This window comes from Nocardioides baculatus, assembly GCF_016735675.1.
GTDB lineage: Bacteria > Actinomycetota > Actinomycetes > Propionibacteriales > Nocardioidaceae > Nocardioides > Nocardioides baculatus.
This window is the reverse complement of sequence record NZ_JAERSG010000005.1, coordinates 60,983-78,365: the sequence shown is the minus strand read 5'-3', so window position 1 is coordinate 78,365 and position 17,383 is coordinate 60,983. Positions and strand designations below refer to the sequence as shown.

18 protein-coding genes are annotated in these 17,383 nt (G+C 71.6%); 11 read left to right on the top strand and 7 right to left on the bottom strand.

Translation table 11 applies throughout. The features are described 5' to 3' along the window. Positions 1-12 precede the first annotated feature (12 nt). Positions 13-1,506 carry a tyrosine-protein kinase domain-containing protein gene (locus JI751_RS15950; protein ID WP_201938848.1) on the bottom strand — a complete coding sequence of 498 codons (1,494 nt, stop codon included), beginning with the start codon at positions 1,504-1,506 and terminating at the stop codon, positions 13-15. A gap of 83 nt (positions 1,507-1,589) precedes the next feature. Here JI751_RS15950 and JI751_RS15945 point away from each other — a divergent pair, with 83 nt between their 5' ends. Both JI751_RS15945 and JI751_RS15940 read left to right on the top strand, forming a co-directional pair. After that, a complete protein-coding gene (locus tag JI751_RS15945) occupies positions 1,590-2,453 on the top strand; it encodes a nucleotidyltransferase family protein (protein ID WP_201938844.1) in 864 nt (287 codons plus the stop codon). Continuing rightward, positions 2,450-2,734: a PqqD family protein gene (locus JI751_RS15940; RefSeq protein ID WP_201938843.1), complete on the top strand. Its 285-nt coding sequence runs from the start codon at positions 2,450-2,452 to the stop codon at positions 2,732-2,734. The genes JI751_RS15945 and JI751_RS15940 overlap by 4 nt, the downstream gene beginning before the upstream one ends. On the opposite strand, the gene JI751_RS21950 is transcribed toward JI751_RS15940, so the two are convergent. Continuing rightward, positions 2,670-3,122: a VanZ family protein gene (locus JI751_RS21950; protein ID WP_201938842.1), complete on the bottom strand. Its 453-nt coding sequence runs from the start codon at positions 3,120-3,122 to the stop codon at positions 2,670-2,672. The two genes, JI751_RS15940 and JI751_RS21950, sit on opposite strands and share 65 nt — an antisense overlap. 24 nt (positions 3,123-3,146) lie before the next feature. On the opposite strand from JI751_RS21950, the gene JI751_RS21945 reads away from it, so the two are divergent. Genes JI751_RS21945 through JI751_RS15920 form a run of 3 tightly spaced genes read left to right on the top strand, consistent with a single transcriptional unit; the run spans position 3,147 to position 5,858 of the window. Next, positions 3,147-4,205 carry a P-loop NTPase family protein gene (locus JI751_RS21945; protein ID WP_201938841.1) on the top strand — a complete coding sequence of 353 codons (1,059 nt, stop codon included), beginning with the start codon at positions 3,147-3,149 and terminating at the stop codon, positions 4,203-4,205. Between the two features lie 39 nt (positions 4,206-4,244). After that, positions 4,245-4,655, top strand: a complete 411-nt coding sequence (locus JI751_RS21600; protein WP_201938840.1) for an ANTAR domain-containing protein — start codon at positions 4,245-4,247, stop codon at positions 4,653-4,655. A gap of 42 nt (positions 4,656-4,697) precedes the next feature. Continuing rightward, positions 4,698-5,858 (top strand): acyl-CoA dehydrogenase family protein, encoded by a 1,161-nt coding sequence (locus JI751_RS15920; RefSeq protein ID WP_201938838.1) that lies wholly within the window; start codon positions 4,698-4,700, stop codon positions 5,856-5,858. Here JI751_RS15920 and npdG read toward each other — a convergent pair. Next, the gene (gene npdG / locus JI751_RS15915; RefSeq protein ID WP_201938835.1) at positions 5,855-6,517 is read right to left on the bottom strand and encodes an NADPH-dependent F420 reductase; all 663 of its coding nucleotides are present in this window, start codon (positions 6,515-6,517) and stop codon (positions 5,855-5,857) included. The two genes, JI751_RS15920 and npdG, sit on opposite strands and share 4 nt — an antisense overlap. A gap of 81 nt (positions 6,518-6,598) precedes the next feature. Between npdG and JI751_RS15910 the strand changes: the two genes are divergently transcribed. Together JI751_RS15910 and JI751_RS15905 are read left to right on the top strand one after the other, a co-directional pair. After that, a complete protein-coding gene (locus JI751_RS15910; protein WP_201938834.1) occupies positions 6,599-7,123 on the top strand; it encodes a type 1 glutamine amidotransferase domain-containing protein in 525 nt (174 codons plus the stop codon). A gap of 88 nt (positions 7,124-7,211) precedes the next feature. After that, positions 7,212-9,104, top strand: a complete 1,893-nt coding sequence (locus JI751_RS15905; protein WP_201938832.1) for a pectate lyase-like domain-containing protein — start codon at positions 7,212-7,214, stop codon at positions 9,102-9,104. On the opposite strand, the gene JI751_RS15900 is transcribed toward JI751_RS15905, so the two are convergent. Further along, entirely contained in the window at positions 9,089-9,781 is a 693-nt protein-coding gene (locus JI751_RS15900; RefSeq protein WP_201938830.1) for a dihydrofolate reductase family protein, read from the bottom strand. The genes JI751_RS15905 and JI751_RS15900 overlap by 16 nt on opposite strands. Positions 9,782-9,811: 30 nt before the next feature. Between JI751_RS15900 and JI751_RS15895 the strand changes: the two genes are divergently transcribed. Then, positions 9,812-10,714, top strand: coding sequence for a dihydropteroate synthase (locus JI751_RS15895; RefSeq protein ID WP_201938826.1), 903 nt, complete (start codon positions 9,812-9,814; stop codon positions 10,712-10,714). 4 nt (positions 10,715-10,718) lie between these two features. On the opposite strand, the gene JI751_RS15890 is transcribed toward JI751_RS15895, so the two are convergent. After that, positions 10,719-11,468 (bottom strand): N-acetylmuramoyl-L-alanine amidase, encoded by a 750-nt coding sequence (locus tag JI751_RS15890; protein ID WP_307814294.1) that lies wholly within the window; start codon positions 11,466-11,468, stop codon positions 10,719-10,721. Beyond that, positions 11,465-12,478 carry a UDP-glucose 4-epimerase GalE gene (gene galE, locus JI751_RS15885; protein WP_201938825.1) on the bottom strand — a complete coding sequence of 338 codons (1,014 nt, stop codon included), beginning with the start codon at positions 12,476-12,478 and terminating at the stop codon, positions 11,465-11,467. The genes JI751_RS15890 and galE overlap by 4 nt, the downstream gene beginning before the upstream one ends. A 40-nt stretch (positions 12,479-12,518) precedes the next feature. Between galE and gmd the strand changes: the two genes are divergently transcribed. Both gmd and JI751_RS15875 read left to right on the top strand, forming a co-directional pair. Further along, positions 12,519-13,499, top strand: coding sequence for a GDP-mannose 4,6-dehydratase (gene gmd / locus JI751_RS15880; RefSeq protein WP_201938824.1), 981 nt, complete (start codon positions 12,519-12,521; stop codon positions 13,497-13,499). After that, entirely contained in the window at positions 13,496-14,431 is a 936-nt protein-coding gene (locus JI751_RS15875; RefSeq protein ID WP_307814293.1) for a GDP-mannose 4,6-dehydratase, read from the top strand. The genes gmd and JI751_RS15875 overlap by 4 nt, the downstream gene beginning before the upstream one ends. A 113-nt stretch (positions 14,432-14,544) precedes the next feature. Here JI751_RS15875 and rfbA read toward each other — a convergent pair whose 3' ends face one another. Beyond that, positions 14,545-15,411, bottom strand: coding sequence for a glucose-1-phosphate thymidylyltransferase RfbA (gene rfbA / locus JI751_RS15870; RefSeq protein ID WP_201938823.1), 867 nt, complete (start codon positions 15,409-15,411; stop codon positions 14,545-14,547). 53 nt (positions 15,412-15,464) lie between these two features. On the opposite strand from rfbA, the gene JI751_RS15865 reads away from it, so the two are divergent. Then, positions 15,465-17,369 (top strand): DUF4012 domain-containing protein, encoded by a 1,905-nt coding sequence (locus JI751_RS15865; RefSeq protein ID WP_201938822.1) that lies wholly within the window; start codon positions 15,465-15,467, stop codon positions 17,367-17,369. The last annotated feature ends 14 nt before the right edge of the window (positions 17,370-17,383 follow it).

Sequence of the window (17,383 nt, the reverse complement as noted above, 5' to 3'; positions counted from 1 at the left end):
CGGCCGCCGGGCTCACGCCTTGGTCGCCTTCTCCGCCTTGCTCGTGCGAGCGGCCTTGTCGACCTTGCCGGTCTTGTCGGTCTTTGCAGCCGACTTACGCCGACGGCCCTTGCCGGCCGTGGAGTAGGCGTCGAGTGCCTTGTACTCGGACTTGTACCCGCCGCCGTAGCCGCCGTAGCCGCCGTAACCGCCGCCGTAGACGATCGCGTTGGCGCCCTTCACGGGGGCCTTGTTGAGCACGACTCCCAGCAGCCGGCTGCCGACCTGGTCGAGGATCCGGCGGCAGTGCTGGCTCTGCTCGATCTGCGTCTTGCCCGACGCCTGCACGAGGAGGGCTCCGTCGCAGAAGGCGGACAGGAGGCCGGCGTCGGTGACGGGCAGCAGCGGAGGGGCGTCGAGGATGACGAGGTAGTCGACCGCGAGGTCGTCGATCATCTGCTTCATCTTCAGCGACCCGAGCAGCTCGCTGGGGTTGGGCGGGATCCGACCGGCGGGGAGGAGGCTGAGGTTGGCCATCCCGGACTCGACGATCACGTCCGTCACGTCGATGTCGCCGGCGAGGGCCTGAGTGAGGCCGACGGCCCCGTCGACCTCGAACGTGGTGGCGATCATCGGCCGACGCAGGTCGGCGTCGATCAGCAGCACCTTGGTGCCGGCCTGCGCGACCAGGCGCGCGATGTTGGACGACACGGTCGACTTCCCCTCGCCGGGCAGGGCCGAGGTCACCACGATCTTGCGCGGCTCGTTGTCGATGTCGACGAAGCGGAGGTTGGTGCGCAGCTGGCGGAACGCCTCGGCCGCCTTCCCGAGGTCGCCCCGCACCCCGCGGTTGCTGCGACCGAGGACCTCCTCCTTGGGGATCACGCCGAGCACGGCCGCCCCTGTCGCTTCCTCGACATGCTTGGCAGACCGCACCTTCCGGTCGATCAGGCGACGCGCGATCAGGAAGGCGTAGGCGATGGCCAGGCCACCAGCCGCTCCCTTCATCGCCGCCCTCTCGTAGTCGGGCGTGAACGGCGCGCCCGGCAGCTCGGCCGGCTCGAGCGGGATGATCTTGGTGAGGCCGGTGTCGCCGTCGACCTCCTTCGCCACGACGACCACCGCCTCGACCACAGCATTGGCGAGGTCGCGCGCCTCCTCGGGAGTCGTCCCGATCGCCGTGATGGTGAGTGCGTTGACGTCCGCGTCGACCGACGGCGTGAAACGACCGGCGATGGCGGCCGGCGGGACGTCGAGGTCGAGCTCGTCGATCACCTCCTGGGCCACCGGGGTCTTGGTGGCGAGGTAGGCGTAGAGGTTGGCCTTGTCCTCCGCGAGCTGGCTGTTGCCCTGCTCCGTGCCCGCGTCGGTGGCGTTGCCGACCCGTACGAGGCCCGACGAGGTCGCCGCGTAGAGCACCGGCTCCCGGGTCGTCTTGGCGATCATCAGGAGGGCGCCCAGGATCGTGCAGCCGATGAGCACCCACACGTAGGCGCGGCTCAGCCGGACGAAATCGGCAAACGTCATGCTCGCGAGTCTAGGCCGTGACACGCTGCCGTCCGGTCATAACGACGGACACCGCCGGGCGCGCTGCTGGCACGATGGCCCCCATGACCCAGGAGGCGAGCGCGGCGACGGGCCAGATGCCGATCGCGGCGCGTGTCCACCTCGCCCACGCCGTGGTGCAGAAGCTGGCCGACGACCGCGGGATCGACCTGCTCCACCTCAAAGGTCCGGCCGTCCTCCCCGGACTGCGGGCGGACGGCCGCCAGTCGAGCGACGTCGACGTGCTCGTGCGGCCCTCCCACCTCCACGTGCTGGTCGCGTCCCTGGAGTCGGTGGGCTTCGAGCAGCGCACCGACTTCGCCACCGGGTCGGTCTTCGCGCACGCCGCCAACTGGTGGCACGACCACTGGGGCTGGGTGGACGTCCACGTGTCGTGGCCCGGAGTCACGATCGACTCCGAGCGCGCGTTCGAGGTGCTGTCCCGCGACAGCGTCCGGCACCCGATCGCGCACCGCGCGTGCCCCGTCCCCGGCCGCACGGCGCAGCGTCTCGTACTCGTCCTCCACGCCGCCCGCTCGGGCGGAGGTCCCGATGTCGAGGGCGCGTGGGACGCCGCCGACCCCGCCGAGCAGGCCGAGGTGCGTGCGCTGACGGCCGAGCTGGGCGCCGAGGTCGCCCTCGCCGCAGGCATCGGGGAGCTCGAGCTGCACCGGGGGGCGCCGACGTACGCGCTGTGGCACCAGTTCGTGCACGGCGGCACCCGGCTGGACGAGTGGCGCGCTCGGCTCGCTGCAGCGCCCGGCGCCCGGGCCAAGGCCGATCTCCTGACCTCCGCCCTCCGCGTCAACCGCGACCACCTGCGGATGGAGCTCGGTCACGCGCCGACGCGGCAGGAGGTCCGCTCGCGCCAGCTGCGACGGCTGCGTCGCGCGGCCGACGAGCTCGCGCGGCGGGTCACGCGCCGATGACGACCTACCGGATAGCCGACGACGTGGCCTGGGTGAGCCACGAGGAGCTGGACGCCGAGGGGATGCCCTGCGCCTACGTGACGCGGCTGCCCCAGGGTCCACCGACCACCCTGAACGGCCCGGCCTGCGTCGTGTGGCTGGCGCTCTCCGAGAACGGTTCGCACGACGACATCGTCGCGGCGGCCGCGCTCCTGTGGGGCATCGATCCCGACGAGATCAGGGGCGACGTGCTGGCCCTGCTCGACGAGCTGGTCGCGCTCGGGCTCGCAACGGCAGGCTGACGGCCACGGCCCCCAGCAGCGCGCCGACGGTGTTGGCCGCGACGTCGCCCCAGCTGCCGTCCCGCTCCAGCCAGCGCCACTGCGCCTGCTCGATCAGGGCGGACACCACGAAGGCGGCAGCGGTCGTCACCCACCACCAGGGCCGACGGAGCGCCAGGGTCAGCAGCACGCCGAAGGGCACGAACAGCAGGACGTTGAGCAGCACGCCGTAGTCCTCCGGCGAGACGCGGCCCGGGGCGATGGGGACGTCGTGCCGGAAGAACACCCACAGTCGCACCGTCAGCCGGTTCAGCTCCCAGCCCCACGGCTGCGTCACGAGGATGGCGAGACCCACCCCGTAGGTCGTCAGCAACGCGAAGACGTACCTGCGATCGCCGACCCACCCCACGCCGCCCACCCTAGAGTGACCGGCGTGAGCAGCGAGGAGGTCTCTCCCGAGGTGGTGGTGGAGGCCCTCGGCGTGCCCGTGGGCATCCCCGTCACCGGCGAGGCCGCTGCCCGGCTCCGGCACCAGTGGAGCCGCTCGCTGACCGACCGCGACCCGGCGACCGTGGTGCAGCTCGACCACCTCGAGATCGAGCACGAGATCGCCCACGACTACGCCGTCACCTCCCTGGTCACGATGGCGGCGCTCGACGCGACCGCGGGGCTCCGGATCAACCTCCACGCCGGCGCGGTCGCGGACGAGCGGGGCCGCGTGCTCGCCGTGATCGGGCCGTCCGGCTCCGGCAAGACGACCGCGATCGGACTGCTCGCCACCCGGCTCGGCTACCTCTCCGACGAGACCGTCTCCCTCGACGAGTCGCTGCTCGTGCACGGCCACCCCAAGCCGCTGTCGGTCATCACCGACCCCGACGAGCCCCACCTCAAGAAGTCGCTGTCGCCCGATGATGCCGGGCTCCTCAGCCCTCCCGCCGAGTCCCACCTCCACCGCATCGTGCTGCTCCACCGCGGCGACGACGACGCCGGGCTCGTGCCTGTTGATCCGGCGTACGCCATCGCGGAGGTGGTCGCGCAGACGTCCTCCCTGCTCCGCCTCGAGGACCCAATCCTGCGGCTCGCCGAGACGATCGACGCCTGCGGGGGCGTCTGGAGCCTCCGCTACCGCGAGATCGGGGCGCGGCTCGACGACCTCGTCGGGCTGCTCGACCGAGAGCCACGCCCCAGCCCGGCCCGCCGGCACCACCCCGGCGGACCGGCGACCGAGCCCGTCGCGGGTGCGTGGCGCCGCGCGGCGTGGGTCGACGCCGTCGAGTACGACGAGGAGGTCGTGCTGATGGTCGATGCCGAGGTCCGCGTGCTCGCGGGGCTCGGCCTCCTGCTGTGGGTCGCACTGGAGGTCCCCCAGGCTCTCGACGAGCTCGTCGCGTCGACCACCGCGGTGCTGGGAGAGCATCCCGAGGCGGGGGCGCTGGTGGCCGACGCGCTCGCCCTGCTGGCCGGCGACGGGCTGCTGCTTCCACCCGGCTGACCTATTGCCTTGTGCACAAGGCATGGGCAAAATGCTCTCGTGAACGATCAGTACGACGATCTGCAGCGGCAGATCGACCAGCTCGTCGCCCAGGTGAAGAGCAATCGCGACGACATCCAGGGATTGACCGAGCGCGCCGACGCGGCCGACCTGCGCGCCGATGCCGCCCGTGACCGGGCGGACGACCTGGAGGCGCGATCCGTCATCGACCGCGAGCTCATCGCCGAGCTCCACACCGACGGGGTGGTCCGGCAGGAACACGTCGCGGAGCTGGAGGCGGCGCTCGCATCGTCGCGCACGATCGGGGCCGCTCTCGGGATCCTGATGGCCAGCCGCAACATCGGGCAGGCGGAGGCGCTCACCGTCCTCAAGGAGACCAGCCAGCGCACCAACACCAAGCTCCGCGACCTGGCCGCCACCCTCGTCAACGGCACCGAGGTCTCGGCCTAGCCGCTTCGTCCGACGGCGTGGGCCGCCGGTAGCGTGCAGAACATGACCGCTCGCCGCCAGCTGCCCACGGAGGAGTCGCGCGACCTCCTCGCGCTCACCCGCGAGATCGCGACCAAGGAGCTCGCGCCGCGCTCGGCGGAGGCCGAGGCGACCGAGACCTTCCCGCGTGACGTCTTCGCGATGCTCGGTCAGGCCGGCCTGCTCTCGCTGCCCTACCCCGAGGAGATGGGTGGCGGCGACCAGCCCTACGAGGTCTACCTCCAGGTGCTCGAGGAGATCGGCGCGGTGTGGGCGTCGGTCGGCGTCGGCGTCTCCGTGCACGCGCTCTCCTGCTTCGGGCTGGCCTACTTCGGCACCGACGAGCAGCGTGCCGAGTGGCTGCCCGACATGCTCAGCGGCGACCTCCTCGGCGCCTACTGCCTCTCCGAGCCGCACGCCGGCTCCGACCCGGCCGCGATGCGTACGACCGCGCGCCGCGACGGCGACTCCTACGTCCTCAACGGCGCGAAGGCGTGGACCACCCACGGCGGCCACGCCGACTTCTACAAGGTGATGGCGCGGACGTCCGACGACCGCAACGGCATCTCCTGCTTCCTCGTGCCCGCCACCGCCGAGGGCCTCTCGGCCGACCCGCCGGAGCGCAAGATGGGGCTCACCGGCTCGGCCACCGCGACGATGCGCTTCGACAACGTCCGCGTCTCCTCCGATCGCCGGCTCGGGGAGGAGGGCGAGGGGCTCAAGATCGCGCTCGCCGGCCTCGACTCCGGCCGGCTCGGGATCGCCGCCGTCGCGGTCGGGCTCGCCCAGGGGGCCCTCGACTCCGCGGTGGCGTACGCTCGCGAGCGGGAGACCTTCGGCACCCGGATCATCGACCACCAGGGCCTCGCCTTCGTGCTCGCCGACATGGAGGCCGCGATCGTCTCGGCCCGCGCGACGATGCTCCACGCCGCGCGCCTGCGCGACGCCGGCCTGCCGTTCTCCCGCGAGGCATCGGTCGCCAAGCTCGTCGCCACCGACAACGCCATGAAGGTCACCACCGACGCCGTCCAGGTCCTCGGCGGCTACGGCTACACCCGCGACTTCCCCGTCGAGCGCTACATGCGCGAGGCGAAGGTGATGCAGATCTTCGAGGGGACCAACCAGATCCAGCGGATGGTCATCTCCCGCTCGCTCGCCAAGGACAACGCGGGCGGGATCTCCTAGACGTCGGTGACCCGCACCCCGGCGTGGGCCTTGTAGCGCCGGTTGATGGAGATCAGGTTGGCGGTCAGCGCCTCGACCTGGTGGGCGTTGCGGAGCCGGCCGCCGTACATCCCGCGCATGCCGGGCACGACGTCGGCCAGGGCCTGCACGAGGTCGGTGGCCTCCCGGTCGTCGCCGAGGACGAGGACGTCGGTGTCGACGGACTCGACCGACGGGTCCTCGAGCAGCACGGCGCTGACGTTGTGGAAGGCGCCCACGACGCGCGACCGGGTGAGGATCGCGGCAGCCTGCTGGGTCGCAGAGCCCTCCTCGACCGGGAGGGCGTAGGCGCCCTGCTTGTCGAAGCCGAGCGGGTTCACGCAGTCGACGACGACCTTGCCGGCCAGCTCATCGCGGAGCGACTCGAGCAGCTCGGCGTGGCCGTCCCACGGGACGACCACGAGCACGATGTCGCCGGCGACTGCGGCCTCGGCGTTGGACGCCCCGCGCACGCGACCGACGGCGGCGAGGTCGTCCGCGGCGGAGGCGGCCCGGGCGGCGTCGCGCGAGCCCAGCACCACGTCGAGCCCGGCAGCGGCGAAGCGACGCGCCAGCCCGCGGCCCTGCGGTCCGGTGCCCCCGAGCACGGCGATGGTCAGGGCAGCGAGGTCGACGTCCATGCGGTCGACGCTAGCGAACGTCGTACGACGCCCACCCCGAGGGCTGTTGTCGGCCCGCGGCGGTCGAGCAAACGTGGGGACATGTCCAAGCGCATCGCATTCCTGACCGCAGCCGAGGGCGTCGAGGAGGTCGAGCTGACCCAGCCGTGGAAGGCCGCCGTCGACGCCGGCCACACCGCCGAGCTCCTGTCCCTCGACGAGGGCGAGGTCCAGCTCTTCCAGCACCTCGACAAGTCCTCCACCCAGCGGATCGACCGTCGCGTCAGCGACGTCGCCGTCGCCGACTACGACGCACTCGTCCTCCCCGGCGGCGTGGCCAACCCCGACGCCCTGCGGGCCGACGAGACCGCGGTGTCGTTCATCCGCGACTTCGTCGACTCCGGCAAGCCCGTCGCGGCGATCTGCCACGCACCGTGGACCCTCGTCGAGGCCGACCGGGTGCGAGGCAAGCGCCTCGCCAGCTGGCCGAGCCTGCAGACCGACATCCGCAACGGCGGCGGCGAGTGGGTCGACGAGGAGGTCGTCGTCGACGGCAACCTCATCACCAGCCGCAACCCCGACGACATCCCGGCGTTCAACAAGGCCCTGCTCGACGCTCTCGGCTGACCCTCCCCCAGACGGGGGTGTGGCGCTCATCACGCTCATGCGGCATGCTGAGTGGAAGCGCTTCCACCCCCGTCTCGGAAGGTCCTCCATGCCCCGCTCCCGCCTCGGACGCCGTACGCCCGGCGTCCTGACCGCGCTCCTCCTGACCGCCGCGAGCCTCGCGGCCACCTCCGTGCTGCCGGCGCAGGCCGCAGCCCCGCCGCCGGCCGTGGCCGCTCCCGACCTCGGTGACCGGGTCGTCGTGTTCGACCCCTCGATGCCGGTCGCGCAGATCCGTGCGCGAGCGGACGCGATCTGGCAGCAGCAGGTCGACGCCGAGATGTCGTCGGAGCGCTGGAGCATGCTGTTCCTCCCAGGCACCTACGGCACCGCCACCGACCCGTTGCAGATCAAGGTCGGCTACTACACCGAGGTCGCCGGGCTCGGCGCGTCGCCGGGCGACACCGTCATCAACGGCAAGGTCGAGGTCTACAACCGCTGCCTCACCGACGGCCCCACCGAGACCTACTGCGTCGCGCTCAACAACTTCTGGCGCTCGCTGTCCAACCTCACCATCGACGTCAACGGCACCGGGCAGGACGGCTGCCGGCAGTCGGCCAACTTCTGGGCGACCTCCCAGGCCGCCTCGCTGCGCCGCGTCGACATCCGCGGCGGCAACCTGTCGCTGATGGACTACTGCACCGCCGGTCCGCAGTTCGCCAGCGGCGGCTACCTCGCCGACTCGCGCGCCGGGACGGTCATCAACGGCTCGCAGCAGCAGTGGCTCACCCGCAACAGCGAGGTCGGGTCGTGGTCCAACGGCGTCTGGAACCAGGTCTTCGCCGGCACCATCGGCGCCCCCTCCGAGGCGACCTTCCCCAACCCGCCCTACACGACCCTCGACCGGACGCCGCTGAGTCGCGAGAAGCCGTTCCTCCACGTCGCCGACGGCCGCTGGATGGTCCGCGTGCCCGACGCCCGCCGCGACTCGCTCGGCACGACGTGGGCCGCCGGCACCACGGCCGGCCGCGACCTCCCGCTGTCGTCGTTCCACGTCGCCCGGCCGAACGACTCCGCGCAGGTGCTGCGCCGGGCCCTCGACCAGGGCCGCAACCTCCTGCTCACCCCCGGCGTGTACGACGTCGACCGCAGCCTCACGGTCCGCCGCGACCACACCGTGGTGCTCGGGCTGGGCCAGGCCACGCTGACCGCCGTCGGCGGCGCCACCCCCGTCGTCGTACGCCCGGACGCGACCGACGTCGTGCTCGCCGGCATCACCGTCGACGCGGGCACCCGGCTCTCGGCCAACCTGATGCACCTGCAGGGACACCCCGGTCGCTCCGGCCACCACCGCCCCGGCAGCACGCCGACCACGACCCTCAACGACGTCTACTTCCGCGTCGGTGGACCGCACGTCGGCAAGGCCGACACGTCGCTGCGGATCGACGCCGACGACGTGCTGATCGACCACGCGTGGGTCTGGCGCGCCGACCACGGCATCGAGGGCTTCACGGCCGGCGCGAGCGGCGACACCGACCGCTGGAACACCAACACCGGCCGCGTCGGGCTCGTCGTCGACGGCGACCGCGTCCGCGCGACCGGCCTCTTCGTCGAGCACTACCAGCAGCACAACACGATCTGGAACGGCGAGGACGGCGAGGTCGTGCTCTACCAGAACGAGCTGCCCTACGACCCGCCCTCGCAGGCCGACTGGACCCGGCCGGACGGCACCCTCGGCTGGGCCGGCTACAAGGTCGGCGACGGCGTGCGGCGTCACCAGCTCTACGGCGGCGGGGTCTACGTCTTCAACCGCAACGATCCGACGATCGTCACCGAAAGCGGCTTCGAGGTGCCGGACCGCACGGGCGTGCGCCTGCACCACGTGCTGACCGTCAACCTCGACGCCGGCACCATCCAGCACGTCGTCAACGACACCGGCGACCAGGTCGACAGCACCCGGTCCGGCCTGCCGAGCTACGTGGTGGACTACCCGGCTCCCTGAGCCCGGACCAACCAGCGACCCAGCAGCGTCCCGTCCTGCTCGAGCAGCAGGGCGGGGCGCGCGTCCACGTCGACCGTGGGCCCACCCGCGATGCGCGGTCCGTCCCCGGCGACCAATCGCGGCGAGATGGTCCAGCAGAGCTCGTCGACGACACCCGCGGCGAGCAGGTCACCGAACAGCGACGGCCCTCCCTCGCAGAGCTGGTCGCGCCACCCGCGGTGCAGCAGCTCCGCCTTGAGTGCCACCAGGTCGATCTCGTCCTCCCCCAGCACCAGCACGTTGTCGTGACCGAGCAGCTCGCGCGCACGGTCGAGGCCCTCGGACGACGACACCGTGGCCATCAGCACCCGCCCGCGCGGCGCCTCCCGGAGCGTCGGCGGCACGTCGGCACGACGGCTGACGACCACCACCGGGACGGCGGGGACGTCGTACTCCTCGTCGCGGATCGTCCCGGCACCCACCACGAGGCAGTCCGCGTGCTTGCGCAGGGTGTCGAAGACCCGCTTGTCGGCGTCGTTGTTGATGCTGCCGCTGAGTCCGTCGGCGCCGGTCGCCGAGCCGTCGACGGTGCTGACGAAGTTCACCCGCAGCCATGGCTCGCCGCGAGGCGCATAGGCCTCCTGCAGCTGGTCGTCGGAGAGGTCGCGAAGGCGTTGCAGCTCGAAGGAGTCGGTCACCGTTCCATCCTGCCCTCTACCCTTTCGGGCGTGATCACCCTCGCGGACCTGGCCGCGCTCCAGAACGCCCACGGCGACGCCTGGGCCAGCCCGGTCGCGCCGGTGGTGGTCGACGGGCCACGCGGCTCCGTCGTGATCGGCGACGGGCCGGTCACCCTGATGGGCTGCGTCAACCTGTCCCGCGACTCGACCTACCGCGAGAGCATCGCGACGAGCCCCGCCGACGCCGTACGCATGGGGCGGGTGCAGGCCGCGCAGGGGGCAGGGATCATCGACCTCGGCGCCGAGTCGAGCACGGCGAAGGCGGCCCGCGTCGCCGCCGACGATCAGATCGCCGCCCTCGTCCCCACCGTCAAGGGCCTCGCCGCCGAGGCGGTCGTCTCCGTCGAGACCTACGAGCCCGACGTCGTGCGTGCGTGCCTCGACGCCGGCGCGCGCATCCTCAACATGACCGGTCGCGAGCACGAGGACGAGATGCTCAAGCTCGCCGCGGAGTACGACGCCGCTGTCGTGCTGTGCTTCGGCGAGACGGCCAACGTCCGCGAGATCTCCGACGTGCCCCCCGACGCCGACCCGTTGCCGGTCCTGCTCGACCACTTCGCGCCCCGCATCGCCCACGCCCGCGCGCTCGGCACCCACCGCGTGGTCATCGACCCCGGCATGGGGTTCTACTACGGCAACCTCGTCGACCCGCTCACCCGCGCGCGGCACCAGGCCCGGGTGCTTGCGCAGGGCTTCCGCCTGCGCCCCCTCGGCGTACCCGTCTGCAACGCCGTCCCGCACAGCTTCGACCTCTTCGGCGACGAGTTCCGCAAGGGCGAGGGCTTCTTCGGCGTGCTCGCCACCCTCGGCGGCACCCACCTCGTCCGCACCCACGAGCCCGCCCACCTGCGGGTCGTGCTCCGGGCGCTCGACGAGCTCGACGTGCGCTGAGACCTCAGTCGAGGAAGCCGCGGACGCCGGCGACGAGCCCGCGGGCGTAGCGCGCCCGGCCGGCGGCGGAGGTCATCACCCGGGCCTCGGCGGCGCTGCGCATGTTGCCGAGCTCGACCATCACGGTCGGGACGTCGGAGAGGTTGAGGGTGCCGAGGTCGGAGCGGACGTCGAGGCCGTCTCCCCCGGCGATGTAGTTGGCGGGGGCGAAGCCCTTCGCGACCAGACCGGACTTCACGTCCCTGGCCAGGCGCGACGACGGCTCGAAGATGTCGTCGGTCCACGGTGCCCGGTCGGCCGGGGCGATCACGTGGAAGCCGCGGGCACCGGCGGCGTACGACCCGTCGGCGTGGACCGACAGCTTGAGGTCGGCGTCGATCGAGTTCCCGGCGCGACCGCGGGCGTCGACGCACGGACCCCAACGGTCCTGCCGGTTGCTGTGGCGGGTGAGGACGACCGTCGCGCCGAGCGCGCGCAGGCGCCGGGCGACCGCGCGCGAGACCTGCCACACGAACGTCGCCTCGGCGTAGCCGCCGTCGGTCGCGGTGCCGGTGGTGTTGCACGGCTTGGTGAAGCCCCCGGCGGGGACCGGGCGGTTGATCTGCTGGGGGAAGCGGTGGTTGCCGAGCTGGTGGCCCGGGTCGATGACGATCGTGCGACCGTCGAGCGGTCTCGAGGGCTGCGCCGACGCGGACCCGGGCGCGGCCAGCCCGGTGAGGACCAGCAGCGCCGCCGCCGCGAGCCGCAGGATCACCCGGCGAAGCCCTGCGGGTTCTGCGACTGCCAGCGCCAGGTGTCGGCACACATCTCGTCGACCGTCTTCTGGGTGCTCCAGCCGAGCTCGGCGTTGGCCTTGGACGGGTCGGCGTAGGACGTCGCGATGTCGCCCGCGCGTCGCGAGACGACCTCGTAGGGGAGCTCGCGCCCGACGGCGCGCTCGAACGCGTGCAGCATCTCCAGGACGCTGGTGCCCTTGCCGGAGCCGAGGTTCCAGGTGTTGACGGGCTCGTCGGTGGTCTCCAGCGCCTTGAGCGCCGCGATGTGGCCGGCGGCGAGGTCCTCGACGTGGATGTAGTCGCGCACGCCGGTGCCGTCGACGGTGTCGTAGTCGTCGCCGAAGACCATCAGCTTCTCGCGCTTGCCGACGGCCACCTGGGCGATGAAGGGCACCAGGTTGTTGGGGATGCCGGAGGGGTCCTCGCCGATCGTCCCCGACGGGTGCGCGCCGACCGGGTTGAAGTAGCGCAGCAGCGCGAACCGCATCTTCGGCGACGCCACGGCGACGTCGCGCAGGATCTGCTCCTGCATGACCTTGGTCCAGCCGTAGGGGTTGGTCGCGTAGGTGCGGCGGTCCTCGGTCGCGCCGGCCTGGTCCTCGCCGTACACCGTGGCGCTGGAGGAAAAGACCAGCTTGTCGACGTCGTAGCGCTGCATCGCGCGGACCAGGGAGAACGTGGAGACGAGGTTGTTCTCGTAGTACTCCAGCGGCTTCTCGACGCTCTCGCCGACCGCCTTGTAGCCGGCGAAGTGGATGACCCCGTCGAACTCCTCGGTCGAGAAGAGGTGCTCGGTCTTGTCGTGGTCGGTGAGGTCGAAGGAGTGCAGCGTGATCCGCGTCCCGGTCAGCGCCTCGAGCCGACCGAGCACGGTCGGGTGGGCGTTGCTGAAGTTGTCGACGATGACCACGTCGTGACCGGCGGCGATGAGCTGGACGACGGTGTGCGAGCCGATGTAGCCGGCGCCGCCGCTGACGAGGATCTTCATGCGGCCACCCTAGGACAGGGCCTCCTGACAGACTGAGCCCATGCCCAGTGCTCTGATCACCGGAATCACCGGCCAGGACGGCCTCTACCTCGCCGAGCTGCTGCTCGAGAAGGGGTACGACGTCCACGGGCTGATCCGCGGGCAGAACAACCCGCGCCGCGAGCTGGTCCAGAAGGTCGTCCCCGAGGTGCAGCTGCACAACGGCGACCTCACCGACCTCTCGAGCCTGATGCGCGCGATGCGCGACTCCGACCCCGACGAGGTCTACAACCTCGGCGCGATCTCGTTCGTCGCCTACTCCTGGGAGAACGCCTTCGTCACCAGCGACGTGACGGGCATGGGCGTGCTCAACATGCTCGAGGCCGTACGCCTCCACGCCGGGGACGACCCGGCGAGCATCCGCTTCTACCAGGCCTCGAGCTCGGAGATGTTCGGCAAGGTGCAGGAGGTGCCCCAGAAGGAGAGCACCCTGCTGTGGCCGCGCTCGCCCTACGGCGTGAGCAAGGTCTACGGCCACTACATGACGATCAACTACCGCGAGTCCTACGGCATGCACGCCTCGTCCGGCATCCTCTTCAACCACGAATCGCCGCGCCGCGGGCCCGAGTTCGTCACCCGCAAGATCAGCCAGGCCGTCGCCCGGATCCACCTCGGCCAGCAGAAGGACATCACCCTTGGCAACCTCGACGCCCGCCGCGACTGGGGCTTCGCCGGCGACTACGTCGACGCGATGTGGCGGATGCTCCAGCAGGACGAGGCCGACGACTACGTCATCGCGACCGGCGAGACCTGGTCGATCCGCGACTACCTCGAGCTGGCGTTCGCCCACATCGGCATCGACGACTGGGAGCCCCTGATCAAGCAGGACCCCCGCTTCATGCGGCCCGCCGAGGTCGAGCTGCTCATCGGCGACGCGTCGAAGGCGAGGGACAAGCTCGGCTGGTCGCCCACGGTGTCGTTCGCCGAGCTCGTGGCGATGATGGTGGACAGCGACATCGCCGCCGCCAAGGCCGGCTGGTGACGGCTCGCGCCTTCATCACCGGCATCGGCGGACAGGACGGCACCTATCTCGCCGAGCGCCTCGTCGCCGAGGGCCTGGAGGTCCACGCCCTCGTCCTGACCGCTGACGGCCACCCGGCGCACTGCCCGGACGAGATCGTCCTCCACCCGGGCGACCTCGGCGACGTCGAGGCCACCCGCCGGCTGGTGCTGGAGCTGGCGCCGCGGGAGGTCTACAACCTCGCCGCGATCAGCTCGGTCGCCCAGTCGTGGGACGAGCCCGACCTCACCGCCCACGTCAACGGGCAGGCAGCGGTCGCGCTGATGGAGTCCGCGCGCCAGGTGGGCGGCGTACGCCTCGTGCAGGCGTCGAGCGCCGAGATCTTCGGGGAGGCGGCCGAGTCGCCGCAGACCGAGGAGACGCCGATCCGGCCGGTGAACCCGTACGGCGCCGCGAAGGCCTTCGCCCACCTCTCCGCCGGCGTCTTCCGCCAGCGCGAGGAGCACGTCTCGAGCGTCATCCTCTACAACCACGAGTCGCCGCGGCGCCACGAGCGCTTCGTGACCCGCAAGATCACCTCGACCGTGGCCGCGATCGCCCGCGGCGAGGCCGACGAGCTGGTGATGGGCAACCTCGACGCGCGCCGCGACTGGGGCTGGGCGCCCGACTACGTCGACGCGATGGTCCGCGCCGCGCGGGCCGACCAGCCGGGCGACTACGTGGTCGCGACCGGGCGCGCCCACTCCGTACGCGAGTTCGTGGCGGCCGCGTTCGCCGCCGCGGGCATCGACGACTGGGAGCCGCTGGTGCGCCAGGACGAGCGGTTCTTCCGCCCCGCCGACCCGACCGAGCTGGTCGGTGACGCGTCGCGGGCGCGCGAGGTGCTCGGCTGGGAGCCGACCGTCGGGTTCGAGGAGATCGTGGCCCGGATGGTGGCGGCCGACCTCTCCTGACCCCCGGAGCGACGCGCGCTTCCGGTCCCAAACTGGAGCCTCACCCGCGAAGTTTCGGGGTCAAGGCTCCAGTTTCCCCGGGTACCCGGGGATCGCGACCAGAGGCGCCGACCTCAGCCGTGCTCGATCAGGCCGCGCAGGTACTCGCCGTAGCCGCTCTTGCGCAGCGGCTCGGCGCGCTCGACCAGGTCGTCGTCGGAGAGCCAGCCCATCCGCCAGGCGACCTCCTCGGGGGCGCCGACCTTGAAGCCCTGGCGGCCCTCGATGGTGCGCACGAAGTTGGAGGCGTCGTTCAGCGAGTCGAACGTGCCGGTGTCGAGCCACGCCGTCCCGCGGGGCAGCACCTCGACGTGGAGGCGGCCCTCCTCGAGGTAGCGGCGGTTGAGGTCGGTGATCTCGAGCTCGCCGCGCGGCGACGGCTCCAGCTCGGCGGCGTACTGCACGACGTCGTTGTCGTAGAAGTAGAGGCCCGGCACCGCGAAGTCGCTCTTCGGGTGCTCCGGCTTCTCCTCCAGCGAGAGCGCCTTGCCCTGGTCGTCGAACTCGACGACGCCGTAGGCCCGCGGGTCGGCGACGTGGTAGCCGAAGACGGCGGCCCCGTCGAGGTCCTTGAAGCGCAGCAGCTGGGAGCCGAGGCCCGAGCCGTAGAAGATGTTGTCGCCGAGCACGAGGGCCGAGCGCTCGCTGCCGATGTGGGCGGCGCCGATGATGAAGGCCTGGGCGAGGCCGTCGGGCGAGGGCTGCGTCGCGAAGGTCAGGTTGATCCCGAACTGCGAGCCGTCGCCGAGCAGGCGGTGGAACCCGTCGGCCTCGTGCGGCGTGGTGATGATGAGGACGTCGCGGATGCCGGCGAGCATCAGCGTCGAGAGCGGGTAGTAGATCATCGGCTTGTCGTAGACCGGCACCAGCTGCTTGCTGATGCCCTGGGTGATCGGGTGCAGCCGCGAGCCGGTGCCGCCGGCCAGGATGATTCCGCGCATGGGGGTCACCCTAAGGGGCCACGACCTGCGGACCGTGCTGGCACCATGTGGGCATGCCGTCCACCCGTCGTCCGTCCGCCAGCACGTGGCGACGACGGCTGCTGCGGCCGGGCACGATCATCTCGGTCCTCGTCCTGCTCCTGATCGGCCTCGCGCTCCTGGCGATCCCCTTCCTCAAGGCGCCGGGCAACGCCAAGGCGGCGAAGGCCGACCTCGAGTCCGCGAAGGTGTCGCTCAGCAGCGGCGACGTCGCCGCGGCGCAGACGGCGATCGAGAGCGCCCGCAAGCACGCTGACGAGGTGCAGGGGGCGATGCAGGGCATCGGGGGCGACATCTGGAGCCTGGTCCCCGTCGTCGGCGAGCCCGTCTCGGACGTACGCCACCTCGGCAACGCGCTCGACAACATGACCTCGGCCGCCGAGATCGCCGTCGCCGCCTGGCCGGCCGTCGACGGTGACGACGCGACGCTCTTCGCCGACCAGTCGATCGACGTGCCGACGCTGCGCACGCTCGTCTCCTCGGTCGAGGAGGTCAGCCTCCACCTCGACACCGCTCAGCTCGAGCTCGGCGAGGTCAACGACTCGGCCCTCGGCGTGGGGACGATGCTGGCCGAGGCACGCGACCAGGCGACGGACGTGGTCGCCCCGCTCGCCCGCGACGCCCGGCGCGCCAAGCCGCTCGCCGACGTGCTCCCGACCCTCTTCGGTGCCGACGGCGACCGGACGTACCTCCTGGTCCTGCTCAACCCCAGCGAGCAGCGCTTCTCCGGCGGCGCACCCCTGACGATGGTCCCGATGGAGGTGTCCGACGGGAAGCTGACGATGGGCGAGGCGCGCGACACCTCCGACCCCGAGCTCTTCAAGGTGGGCCGCTGGGACAAGGTCGAGGGCAACCCGTTCCACGACGGCAAGCTGCGCCTCTCGACCGCGACCTACGCCCCCGACTGGTCGGTGTCGGGCGAGGAGCTCCTGCGCGGGTGGGAGCGGCGCACCGGTCAGGCGACCGACGGCCTCGTGGCCGTCGACGTGGTCGCCCTCGCCGACATGCTGCGCATCACCGGCCCCATCGACACCGACCTCTACGGCACCCTCGACTCCTCCAACTTCACGCAGAAGCTCGTCGGCGACTACGACACCTACCCCGACAACGACGCCCGCCACGACTCCAACCTGCAGATCGTGCCGGTGTTCGCCGACCGCCTCTTCGAGCCGGGGCAGGGACTCGAGAAGATCGAGTCGATCCGCAACTCCGCCCGCGGGCGGCACTTCGCGCTCTGGATGCGCGACGAGGACCTCCAGTCCGCCGTCACGGACATCGGACTGTCCGGCACCCTGTCCGAGACCGAGAACGACTACGTCGCCGTCTTCAACCAGAACACCAACATCAGCAAGTCCGACTACTGGCAGAAGCGCACGGTCACCAGCAACGTGCAGCTGCGCGAGGACGGCTCGGCGAAGGTCGAGCTGACCATCTCGGTGTTCAACGACTCGCCTCCCTACGGCGCGAACCAGATCTACGGCGACCCGCGCGGCGGCAGCAGCCGGACCCGCTGGAACGGGATGACCGTCGGCGTCTTCCTGCCGCAGGGCGTGGAGATCTCCAGCGCGACCGTGGCCGGCGGACCCGTCGGCACCGAGACCTTCGACTACTACGGCCGCCCCTACAAGCTGCTCCGCCTCACCCTGCCGCCCGGCGAGACGCGGGAGGCGACGCTCGTGTACGTCGTCCCGGAGGCGGCGCGCGCCACGGGCGACGACGACCTCACCTACCAGCTCGACCTCACCCCGCAGGGCCTGGTCGTCCCCGAGGTGGTGTCGGTCTCCGTGCAGTGGCCGCAGGGCTACCGGGTCACCGAGCTGCCCGAGGGATGGGCGCGTGCCGGCCGAGGCCGGGCGACGTACGACGACCCGGGACTCGTGACCCAGCCGCGGTTCAGCGTCACCGCGTCGGCCTCCTGACAGGACCCGCCCTA

Bases quoted from the DNA above. Each gene is read 5' to 3' on its own strand.
- npdG (WP_201938835.1), bottom strand. From the start codon at position 6,517: ATGGACGTCGACCTCGCTGCCCTGACCATCGCCGTGCTCGGGGGCACC.
- JI751_RS15945 (WP_201938844.1), top strand. From the start codon at position 1,590: ATGACCCAGGAGGCGAGCGCGGCGACGGGCCAGATGCCGATCGCGGCG.
- rfbA (WP_201938823.1), bottom strand. From the start codon at position 15,411: ATGCGCGGAATCATCCTGGCCGGCGGCACCGGCTCGCGGCTGCACCCG.
- galE (WP_201938825.1), bottom strand. From the start codon at position 12,478: ATGAAGATCCTCGTCAGCGGCGGCGCCGGCTACATCGGCTCGCACACC.
- JI751_RS15905 (WP_201938832.1), top strand. From the start codon at position 7,212: ATGCCCCGCTCCCGCCTCGGACGCCGTACGCCCGGCGTCCTGACCGCG.
- JI751_RS15910 (WP_201938834.1), top strand. From the start codon at position 6,599: ATGTCCAAGCGCATCGCATTCCTGACCGCAGCCGAGGGCGTCGAGGAG.
- gmd (WP_201938824.1), top strand. From the start codon at position 12,519: ATGCCCAGTGCTCTGATCACCGGAATCACCGGCCAGGACGGCCTCTAC.
- JI751_RS15865 (WP_201938822.1), top strand. From the start codon at position 15,465: ATGCCGTCCACCCGTCGTCCGTCCGCCAGCACGTGGCGACGACGGCTG.
- JI751_RS15920 (WP_201938838.1), top strand. From the start codon at position 4,698: ATGACCGCTCGCCGCCAGCTGCCCACGGAGGAGTCGCGCGACCTCCTC.
- JI751_RS15940 (WP_201938843.1), top strand. From the start codon at position 2,450: ATGACGACCTACCGGATAGCCGACGACGTGGCCTGGGTGAGCCACGAG.
- JI751_RS15950 (WP_201938848.1), bottom strand. From the start codon at position 1,506: ATGACGTTTGCCGATTTCGTCCGGCTGAGCCGCGCCTACGTGTGGGTG.